At 63.9% G+C, this 9,354-nt stretch carries 10 protein-coding genes; 7 read left to right on the top strand and 3 right to left on the bottom strand.

Features of this window, described 5'->3' with window-relative positions:
• The first annotated feature begins 31 nt into the window (after positions 1-31).
• Together EN991_RS11715 and deoA are read left to right on the top strand one after the other, a co-directional pair.
• Complete coding sequence (locus EN991_RS11715; protein WP_024502795.1) at positions 32-841, top strand: purine-nucleoside phosphorylase; 810 nt, start codon at positions 32-34, stop codon at positions 839-841.
• Positions 841-2,160 carry a thymidine phosphorylase gene (deoA, locus tag EN991_RS11710; RefSeq protein WP_127368793.1) on the top strand — a complete coding sequence of 440 codons (1,320 nt, stop codon included), beginning with the start codon at positions 841-843 and terminating at the stop codon, positions 2,158-2,160. Before EN991_RS11715 ends, deoA begins: the two co-directional genes overlap by 1 nt.
• A gap of 86 nt (positions 2,161-2,246) precedes the next feature.
• Here the strand turns inward: deoA and EN991_RS11705 are convergent, their stop codons facing one another.
• From EN991_RS11705 to EN991_RS11690, 3 genes are all read right to left on the bottom strand, one after another.
• Positions 2,247-2,810: a TIGR02281 family clan AA aspartic protease gene (locus EN991_RS11705; RefSeq protein ID WP_024502797.1), complete on the bottom strand. Its 564-nt coding sequence runs from the start codon at positions 2,808-2,810 to the stop codon at positions 2,247-2,249.
• A 224-nt stretch (positions 2,811-3,034) separates the two neighbouring features.
• Positions 3,035-3,664 (bottom strand): uracil phosphoribosyltransferase, encoded by a 630-nt coding sequence (gene upp, locus EN991_RS11695; protein ID WP_013529626.1) that lies wholly within the window; start codon positions 3,662-3,664, stop codon positions 3,035-3,037.
• A gap of 146 nt (positions 3,665-3,810) precedes the next feature.
• Positions 3,811-4,785 carry an adenosine deaminase gene (locus EN991_RS11690; protein WP_127368791.1) on the bottom strand — a complete coding sequence of 325 codons (975 nt, stop codon included), beginning with the start codon at positions 4,783-4,785 and terminating at the stop codon, positions 3,811-3,813.
• Between the two features lie 134 nt (positions 4,786-4,919).
• On the opposite strand from EN991_RS11690, the gene ubiE reads away from it, so the two are divergent.
• From ubiE to coaBC, 5 genes are all read left to right on the top strand, one after another.
• Complete coding sequence (gene ubiE / locus EN991_RS11685; RefSeq protein ID WP_013529624.1) at positions 4,920-5,696, top strand: bifunctional demethylmenaquinone methyltransferase/2-methoxy-6-polyprenyl-1,4-benzoquinol methylase UbiE; 777 nt, start codon at positions 4,920-4,922, stop codon at positions 5,694-5,696.
• A gap of 70 nt (positions 5,697-5,766) precedes the next feature.
• A complete protein-coding gene (gene ubiB, locus EN991_RS11680; protein ID WP_024502800.1) occupies positions 5,767-7,341 on the top strand; it encodes a 2-polyprenylphenol 6-hydroxylase in 1,575 nt (524 codons plus the stop codon).
• An 80-nt stretch (positions 7,342-7,421) separates the two neighbouring features.
• Positions 7,422-7,679: a plasmid stability protein gene (locus tag EN991_RS11675; RefSeq protein WP_013529622.1), complete on the top strand. Its 258-nt coding sequence runs from the start codon at positions 7,422-7,424 to the stop codon at positions 7,677-7,679.
• 2 nt (positions 7,680-7,681) lie between these two features.
• Positions 7,682-8,104, top strand: coding sequence for a type II toxin-antitoxin system VapC family toxin (locus EN991_RS11670; RefSeq protein ID WP_127368790.1), 423 nt, complete (start codon positions 7,682-7,684; stop codon positions 8,102-8,104).
• Positions 8,101-9,333 (top strand): bifunctional phosphopantothenoylcysteine decarboxylase/phosphopantothenate--cysteine ligase CoaBC, encoded by a 1,233-nt coding sequence (gene coaBC / locus EN991_RS11665; protein WP_127368789.1) that lies wholly within the window; start codon positions 8,101-8,103, stop codon positions 9,331-9,333. Before EN991_RS11670 ends, coaBC begins: the two co-directional genes overlap by 4 nt.
• Positions 9,334-9,354: the final 21 nt, after the last annotated feature.

Here is a 9,354-nt window from a genome sequence, read left to right as displayed (position 1 = left end):
AGCAACAGGCTCAAATGAACAGCTGGCAACGATGACGGAAAAAGCCCTGGATCATCTCGTCGAAAGGCTGGACGGCCTGGCGCCGGCCACGGCACTGGTGCTCGGCTCGGGCCTCGGCGGTCTGGTCGACCAGATCGAGGACCCGATCCGCATCTCCTATGCCGACCTGCCCGGCTTTCCCAGAAGCGGTGTCACCGGGCACGCCGGCGAAGTGGTGGCAGGGCTGTTTGCCGGCGTGCCGGTGCTGCTGCTGTCGGGCCGTGCCCATTACTATGAGCACGGCAACGCCGCGGCGATGCGGCCGGTGCTGGAAGTGCTTGCCGGCATCGGCATCACGAAACTGATCCTCACCAATGCCGCCGGCTCGGTCGATCCGGACATGCCGCCGGGCTCGGTGATGCTGATATCGGACCACATCAATTTCTCGGGCACCAACCCGCTGATCGGCGAACCAAGCGACCGGCGTTTTGTCGGCCTGACCGAAGCCTATGATGCCGGCATCCGCCAGGCCATCGAGCGGGCGGCAAAAGCGACCGGCACCACCCTGCACAAGGGCGTCTATATGTGGTTCTCCGGCCCATGCTTCGAAACGCCGGCCGAAATCCGCATGGCGCGCATCATGGGCGCCAATGCGGTCGGCATGTCGACCGTACCGGAGGTCATTCTCGCCCGCTTCCTCGGACTGCGCGTCGCCGCCTGTTCGGTCATCACCAATCTGGCGGCCGGCATGACCGGGGCCGAGCTTTCGCACCAGGAGACCAAGGACATGGCGCCGGTCGGCGGCGCGCGGCTGGCGACGATCCTGCAGCGCGTGTTCCGCGACGGACTGCTGGAGATCTGATGCTTCCCCAGGAAATCATCCGCCGCAAGCGCGATGGCCTCAGGCTGTCGGAGGAGGAGATCGCCGGCTTCGTCGCGGGCGTGACGTCAGGCGCCGTTACCGACGGCCAGGCCGGCGCCTTCGCCATGGCGGTGTTCTTCAACGGCATGAACCGCGACGAGGCCGTGGCGCTGACGCTGGCGATGCGCGATTCCGGCGATGTGCTCGACTGGTCGGACCTGCCAGGCCCGGTCACCGACAAGCATTCGACCGGCGGCGTCGGTGACAATGTCTCGCTGATGCTGGCGCCGATCGTCGCCGCCTGCGGCGCCTATGTGCCGATGATCTCGGGCCGTGGCCTTGGCCACACCGGCGGTACGCTGGACAAGATGGATGCCATCCCGGGCTACATCAGCCAGCCCGATGTCGCGCTGTTTCGCAAGGCGGTGCTCGAAACAGGCTGTGCCATCATCGGCCAGACCGCCGACCTCGCGCCCGCCGATCGACGACTCTATGCGATCCGCGATGTCTCCGGCACGGTCGAATCGGTGCCGCTGATCACCGCTTCGATCCTGTCGAAGAAGCTGGCGGCCGGGCTGCAATCGCTGGTGCTCGACGTCAAGGTCGGCAACGGCGCCTTCATGGAAAAATCGCGCGACGCCACCGCACTCGCCAACAGCCTGGTTGAGATCGCCAACGGCGCCGGACTGAAGGCCTCGGCGTTGATCACCGGCATGAACGAGCCGCTGGCGTCGGCCGCCGGCAACGCAGTCGAGGTGCGCAACGCCGTCGATTTCCTCACCGGCCGGTATCGTGACCGTCGGCTCGAAGATGTGACGCTGGCGCTGGCCGCCGAAATGCTGCAGTCGGCCGGGCTGGTGTCGTCCAACCAGGATGGCATGCGGCGCGCCACCGAGACGCTCGCCAGCGGCCGCGCCGCCGCCACTTTCGCACGCATGGTGGCCGCGCTTGGCGGCCCCGCCGATTTCATCGAGAAACCGGAAAAATATCTGCCTGCGGCGGCGACCGAACTTGCCGTCAAGGCGACCGCAAATGGCTTCGTCACCGGCATCGCCACCCGCGACATCGGGCTCGCCGTGGTCGGCCTGGGAGGTGGACGCACGCGGCCGGACGACCAGATCGACCCTGCGGTCGGCATCACCAGACTATTGCCGGTCGGTGCGGAGGTTGGGATCGGCGAGCCGCTGGCGCTGATCCATGCCCGCTCATCGGCCGATGCCGAGGCCGCCGCGGCAACCGTGCTTTCGGCCTATATGGTCGGCGCCTCGAAGCCGCCCGCCGACAAGTCGGTCATCCGGCGGATTCTGCCGCGCGGCTAGAGCAATTCCAGGAAAAGTGTGAAACGGTTCTCCCCGGGAAAAAGCGCATAGCGCTTTCCCTTGGGAATTTGGGAAAACGAATAGCCTTACTGGACGAGCAGCAGCGTGCCGTTCTCGACCTGGTATTTGTCGAGCCGGTTGAGGAAGCTCATGCCGATCAGATTGGTGCGCAGCGCCCTGTCGTCGAGCACGATGGTCTGGACGTCATTGACGGTGATGCTGCCGATCTGCAGGCGGTCGATCATGGCCACGGCCGCCTTGATGGTGCCGTTGGCGGTGTTGACCTCGCGGTTGAAGTCGGAAGCGTTCAGCGACAGGCCGATCCTGCGTGCCGTCGAAATGTTGATGGCGACCAATGTGGCGCCGGTGTCGATCATGCCGTCGACCTGACGTCCGTTGAGCTTGAAGGGTGACGAGAAATGCCCGCGTTCGTCTGCCGCGACGAGGACCTTGCGGCCCATCGGCAGCGGTGCCGCGGGCTTGTTGGGCACCGATGCCAGATTGACGTTCGGCTGGGCTTCGACCGCTTGTTTGCCCGGCACCGCCGACCTCAGCAGGTTTTCGACGAGTTGCGGATTCGACTGATACACAATCGGTATCGATGCCGATGTACCGGCGAAAACGGCGAGGATCAGAAGTTTGCGCAGCATGGATCGGCCTCGCCGCATGACCCCGAAAATCGGGAACGATTTTCGGAAAGGCTCATGCACAAAATCAAAGTGCTACAGCGTCCTTTGCGCGTCCGAAACGGACGCGCGGCGCTGTAGTGACAGCCGATCGTTAAGCCCGGATGGTGTTTGCCGCTTTAACGCGCGCCAAAACCGCGCCTTTGCGTAAATATTTGGTAAATCGTACCAGGCGACTTGGTCTGGTATTACTTGGTCCCGTACATGCGGTCGCCGGCGTCGCCGAGGCCGGGCATGATGTAGCCCTTCTCGTTGAGCTGGCGGTCGATCGAAGCGGTGAAGACGGGAACGTCCGGATGCGCCTTGATGAAGCGCTCGATGCCTTCGGGCGCCGCCAGCAGGCAAAGGAAACGGATGTTGGTGGCGCCGCGCTCTTTCAGCTTGTCGATCGCCGCGATCGCCGAATTGGCGGTGGCCAGCATCGGATCGACGACGATCACCAGCCGGTCGGCGAGGTCGCTCGGCGCCTTGAAGAAATATTCGACCGCCTCCAGCGTTTCGTGATCGCGGTAGAGACCGACATGGGCGACGCGCGCCGCCGGCACCAGGTCGAGCAGGCCTTCCAGCAAGCCGTTGCCGGCGCGCAGCACCGAGGCGAAGACCAGTTTCTTGCCCTCGAGCGTCGGCGCTTCCATGGTTTCCATCGGCGTTTCGATGGTCGTCGTCGTCAGTTCGAGATTGCGGGTGACCTCGTAGCCGAGCAGCAGCGAGATTTCGCGCAGCAGCCGGCGGAAGCCCGCCGTCGAGGTTTCCTTCTTGCGCATGATGGTCAGCTTGTGCTGGACAAGCGGGTGGTCGACGACGGTGACGCCCTGCATGGTGTTCTCCTGATGCCTGCGCCCGAAAATGCGCGCATCGCCCTTTCGGACGCGCCGCGCTTCAAGCTGCCTGGGCGAACCCTAGCGGCAATGCGCCGGCCAAGGAACCGCTTGGCCCGCACCGACCACAGCTTTGTCGGCGGAAATCAGCGTGCCGCGCTGTTCAACCGGGCAAGAAGTGCCGTCTTTGTCTTTCTATCGACGAAAGCGGCCTCGATGGCCGTTCTGGTGACGGCGGTCAGCGCCTTGTCGTTCATCGAGAAATGCTCGGCAGCGATATCGTATTCACGCTTGAGCGAGGTCCAGAAATAGGGCGGATCGTCGGAATTGAGCGTCATCTTGCAGCCTGCCGCCTGCAGGGCCGGAAACGGATGATCGGCGAAACTGTCGAACACCTTGAGCGCGATGTTGGAACCGGGGCAGCATTCCAGCACGATGCCCTCGTCGGCGATGCGCCGGACGAGGTCCAGGTTCTCGATGGCGCGCACGCCATGGCCGATGCGGGACGGACGGATGTGATCCAGCGCCGCCTGGACGGTCTCCCAGCCCGTCAGTTCGCCGGCATGGATGGTGATGCCGAGCCCGGCTTCGCGAGCGATCTCGAAAGCCCTGACATAGTCCTCCATATCACCGATCCGCTCATCGCCGGCAACGCCGAAACCGGTGACCAGCGGATGCCCGCAGCGCGCCGCGAAGCGCGCCGCCTGCTCGATCGACTCGACGCCGACATGGCGCACGCCGGTGACGATCATGCGGCCCTCGATGCCGGTCTTGGCCTTGGCGCGGGCCATGCCTTCGCCGAGCGCGTCGGTATAGGCCTTGGGCGACAGGCCGGCTTTTTTAGCGTGGTCCGGCGAGGTGAACACCTCGGAATAGATGGCGCCATCGCGGGCAAGGCTGGTCAGATAGTGGTCGGCCAGCCGCGCATAGTCCTCCTCGGTCCGGAACAGATCGGCGGAAAAATCATAAGCCGCCAGGAAGGAGGTGAAATCGTGCCAGACGAAGGAACCGTTCTGGATATAGGGCGAGGTGTCCTTGCCGTATTTCTGCGCCTGGCGGATGACGAGTTCGGGCGCCGCTGCCCCTTCGATGTGGCAGTGCAGTTCCGCTTTCAAAGGCATTCAATCATCCCGTCGGTCCGTCCAGGTCTCGAAAACCCGCCACCTGGAAGCGCGGCTGAACACCGCGCCTTAAACAATAGCGCCCGCACCATCGATCGGCTATGGTCCCGCCGGTTTTATGACGGATCAAAAAAATGTCAGTTGAGAGAACCACGGCCGCGGGCGGCATGGAAACCTCCTATGGTTTCAAGCGTGTAGGGGCTGGCGACAAGCAGTCCCTGGTCAACGATGTTTTCCACAAGGTCGCCAACCGCTACGACCTGATGAACGATCTGATGTCGGCCGGCCTGCACCGGCTGTGGAAGGACGCCATGGTCACCTGGCTCAATCCGCCTAAACGGGCGGGCTGGAAGGTGCTCGACGTTGCCGGAGGCACCGGCGACATTGCCTTTCGCATCGTCGATGCCAGCCACGGCAATGCCCATGCCACTGTGCTCGACATCAATGGCTCGATGCTGGCTGTCGGCCGCGACCGGGCCGAAAAGAAGGGCCTGTCCGGCAACACCGATTTCGTCGAGGCCAATGCCGAGGAACTGCCCTTCCCTGATGCCACATTCGATGCCTATACCATCGCTTTCGGCATCCGCAACGTACCGCGCATCGAGGTGGCCTTGGGCGAAGCGTTTCGCGTGCTGAAGCCCGGTGGGCGCTTCCTGTGCCTGGAATTTTCCGAGGTCGAGATGCCGCTGCTCGACAAGGCCTATGAAGCCTGGTCGTTCAACGCCATTCCAAAGATCGGCAAGATGGTCACCGGCGACGGCGAGCCCTATTCCTATCTGGTCGAATCGATCGCCAGGTTTCCCAACCAGCAGAATTTCGCGACGATGATTTCCCGCGCCGGCTTCGACCGCGTTTCCTTCCGCAACTATTCCGGCGGTATTGCAGCACTTCATTCGGGCTGGAAGCTTTGAGGCCGGACCGCATTTCTCACAATCGACGTGTGCTATGCCGGCTCAAAGAGCCGGCAGGGTTGGCGCGGCCATGAGCAATGTCAGTGCAGGATTCCGGCTCGTAAGGGCCGGCTGGGTGCTGGTCCGCGAGGGTGTCGTCGCCGCTCTGCCGGGTGAGGAACTGTCCGGCCTGCCGAAGTTCGGCTGGCGGATGGCACGGCTGTTCACGCGCCGCCGCGCGCTGGCCTATGAGCGCAGCGACCGGCTGGCCAAGGCGGTCGTCCGGCTCGGTCCCTCCTATGTAAAGCTCGGCCAGTTCCTGGCGACACGGCCCGACGTCGTCGGCAACGACATGGCGCTCGATCTCGCCATGTTGCAGGACAAGATGCACACCTTTCCGAAGGCCGAAGCCATAGCGGCCATCGAAGCCTCGCTCGGGCGCAAAGTCGGCGATCTCTACGCGCAATTCGGCGATCCGGTCGCCGCCGCCTCCATCGCCCAGGTCCATGCCGCCGACGCCATGCATGACGGCGTTGCCACCAAGGTGGCGGTCAAGGTGATCCGGCCCGGCGTGCGCCGCCGCTTCTTCCAGGATCTCGAAAGCTATTTCCTTGCCGCTCGCCTGCAGGAGAAATACATCCCCTCGTCCCGCCGGCTGCGGCCGGTCGAGGTCACCCAGACGCTGGCTCAGACCACCAAGATCGAGATGGATCTTCGCCTCGAGGCGGCGGCCCTCTCGGAGCTCGGCGAAAGCACCAGGCACGACCCCGGCTTTCGCGTGCCGTCCGTCGACTGGGAGCGTACCGGCCGCGACGTGTTGACCATGGAGTGGGTCGACGGCGTGAAGATGAACGACATTGCCGGACTGGTCGCGGCGGGCCACGATCTGAAAACCATCGCCACAAACCTGATCCAGTCGTTCCTGCGCCACACGCTGCGCGACGGATTTTTCCACGCCGACATGCATCCGGGCAATTTGTTCGTCGAGGCGAACGGCACCATCGTTGCCGTCGATCTCGGCATTGCCGGCCGGCTCGGCAAGAAGGAGCGCCGCTTCCTCGCCGAAATCCTCTACGGCTTCATCACGCGCGACTATTTGCGCGTCGCTGAGGTCCATTTCGAGGCCGGCTATGTGCCGCGCCAGCACAATGTCGCGGCCTTCGCGCAGGCGATCCGGGCGATCGGCGAGCCGATCCATGGCCAGCCGGCCGAGACCATCTCGATGGCCAAGCTTCTGACGCTGCTGTTCGAGGTTACCGAGCTCTTCGACATGGCGACGCGGCCCGAACTGATCCTGCTGCAGAAGACCATGGTGGTGGTCGAGGGCGTGGCGCGCACGCTCGACCCGGCCTTCAACATGTGGAAGACTGCCGAGCCGGTGGTCGGCGACTGGATATCAGGCAATCTTGGGCCGCGTGGCATGATGATGGATGCGCGCGATGGCGCCAAGGCGCTGCTGACGCTGGCCCGCCAGGTGCCCGAGCTTGCGGCGCGCACTGACCGGCTGTCGCGCGAGATCGACCTGATGGCCGAGCATGGCCTGCGCTTCGACGAGACCACTGCCCACGCCATCGGCAAGGCCGAAGCGCGCTACAGCCGTTCCGGCCGCTGGGCACTCTGGGTGATCGCGCTGACGCTGGTCTATATCGCCTGGAAGATGATCTGAGTCTCGGTGACAGCAGTGCCGGCATTGCTATCATTGAAAGCAACGCTTTCATGGACTAGGTTGAGGTAAGGAGCAAAAACATGAGCACACTTACCATCCGCAATCTCGACACCAACGTGAAGCAGAAACTGCGTGAGCGAGCTGCCGTGAGGGGAGTCTCAATGGAAGAGGAAGCGCGTAGCGTTCTTGCCAAGAGTGTTCTTTCGGACGGTGTGGACCAAGACCCTCGGGGAGAGTCACTCTATGCCGCGATTCGTAGGCTGGTTGAGCCCCATGGCGGTTTCGATGTCGAGTTGCCGGAGCGCGGCCCTACGCGCGAGCCACTGAAATTTGACTAACCATGTTCGTGCTGGATACGAATGTTATCTCGGAAACCTTCAAACCACGGCCGGATGCAGGGGTGGCTACCTGGATGGATAGCTCGCTCGCGACCCGCTCATATGTCACGGTGATGACCAAGGCAGAGCTGCTCGTTGGGCTTGCGAACATGCCGGACGGAACGCGTAAGGCTGCACTGGGTAGTGTCATCGGGGCCTTTTTCACCAAATGGCTCAAGACCCCAGTGCTCGCGTTCGGTGACCGCGAAGCCGAAGCATACGCGGAGATTGTTTCGAACAGACGATTTCTGGGACGTCCTATACGCGAATTTGACGCACAGATCGCCTCGGTTGCTCGCTCGCGGGGCTTTGCGGTGGTGACTAGAAATGTTGCTGACTTTTCCGATTGCGGTATCAGCATAGTCAATCCTTGGGAGGGTGCATGAGCCTCTCCGGCAAGCGCATCCTGCTCATCATCGGCGGCGGCATCGCCGCCTACAAAGCGCTGGATCTGATCCGCCGGCTGCGCGAGCGCGGGGCCGCGGTTCGGGTGGTCATGACATCGGCCGCGCAGGAATTCGTCACCACGCTGTCGGTCGGCGCGCTCTCCGCCGACCATGTCTTCACCGAGCTGTTCGACCGCAATGACGAACACGATGTCGGCCATATCAGGCTGTCGCGCGAGGCCGATCTGCTGGTGGTGGCGCCCGCCACCGCCGACCTGATGGCGAAGCTCGCAAACGGCCACGCCAACGATCTGGCCTCCACCGTGCTTGTCGCCACCGACAAGCCGGTGCTGATGGCGCCGGCCATGAACCCCAGAATGTGGGCGCATCCGGCCACCCGCCGCAACCGCGCGACGCTGCAGAAGGACGGCGTCACCTTCGTCGGCCCGGCCAGGGGCGAGATGGCCGAAAGCAATGAGGCGGGCGAAGGCCGCATGGCCGAGCCGCTGGAGATCGTTGCCGCGGTCGAGGCGCTGCTCGATGTCGGCCCCAGGCCGCTGTCGGGGCGCAAGATCATCGTCACCTCCGGCCCGACCCATGAGCCGATCGACCCGGTGCGCTACATCGCCAACCGCTCGTCCGGCAAGCAGGGCCATGCCATCGCGGCAGCACTGGCCAGGCTCGGCGCCGATGTGCGCCTCGTCTCCGGCCCTGTCGGCATCGCCGATCCCCCCGGAGTGAAGACCATTCACGTCGAGCGTGCGCAGGAGATGCGCGACGCGGTGGAACGGCTCTTGCCCGCAGATGCGGCGGTGTTCGTCGCCGCCGTGGCCGACTGGCGCACCGAGAACTCGGCCGGTGAGAAGATCAAGAAGGTCGCGGGCGAAGAGCCGCCGGTGCTGCGCATGGTCGAGAATCCCGACATTCTCGCCGGCGTCGGCCATCACAGCCAGCGACCCGGCCTGGTTATCGGCTTCGCCGCCGAGACACAGGATCTCCTGCGCAACGCCGAGGCCAAGCTCAAGAAGAAAGGCGCCGATCTCATCGTTGCCAACGACGTGTCGCAGGGAAGCGGCGTCGGCTCTTCGGGCGTGATGGGCGGCGATCGCAACCGGGTGCGGATCGTGTCAAAGGCCGGTGTCGAGGAATGGCCGGAGATGAGCAAGGACGAAGTGGCGGCTCGGCTTGCCGCCCTGATCGCCGAACGGCTTAAAACAATCGTCGTTTGACTGAAAAATGTTCTGCTGCAG

This window comes from Mesorhizobium sp. M7A.F.Ca.US.005.03.2.1 (assembly GCF_003997795.1).
Taxonomy (GTDB): domain Bacteria; phylum Pseudomonadota; class Alphaproteobacteria; order Rhizobiales; family Rhizobiaceae; genus Mesorhizobium; species Mesorhizobium ciceri.
Note: the sequence above shows the minus strand (reverse complement) of the source record. Positions and strands in the feature narration are given on the sequence as shown.

Coding starts and splice junctions, on each gene's coding strand:
- EN991_RS11690 (WP_127368791.1), bottom strand. CDS start 4,785: ATGCCTTTGAAAGCGGAACTGCACTGCCACATCGAAGGGGCAGCGGCG.
- deoA (WP_127368793.1), top strand. CDS start 841: ATGCTTCCCCAGGAAATCATCCGCCGCAAGCGCGATGGCCTCAGGCTG.
- EN991_RS11715 (WP_024502795.1), top strand. CDS start 32: ATGACGGAAAAAGCCCTGGATCATCTCGTCGAAAGGCTGGACGGCCTG.
- ubiE (WP_013529624.1), top strand. CDS start 4,920: ATGTCAGTTGAGAGAACCACGGCCGCGGGCGGCATGGAAACCTCCTAT.
- EN991_RS11670 (WP_127368790.1), top strand. CDS start 7,682: ATGTTCGTGCTGGATACGAATGTTATCTCGGAAACCTTCAAACCACGG.
- EN991_RS11705 (WP_024502797.1), bottom strand. CDS start 2,810: ATGCTGCGCAAACTTCTGATCCTCGCCGTTTTCGCCGGTACATCGGCA.
- EN991_RS11675 (WP_013529622.1), top strand. CDS start 7,422: ATGAGCACACTTACCATCCGCAATCTCGACACCAACGTGAAGCAGAAA.
- ubiB (WP_024502800.1), top strand. CDS start 5,767: ATGAGCAATGTCAGTGCAGGATTCCGGCTCGTAAGGGCCGGCTGGGTG.
- coaBC (WP_127368789.1), top strand. CDS start 8,101: ATGAGCCTCTCCGGCAAGCGCATCCTGCTCATCATCGGCGGCGGCATC.
- upp (WP_013529626.1), bottom strand. CDS start 3,664: ATGCAGGGCGTCACCGTCGTCGACCACCCGCTTGTCCAGCACAAGCTG.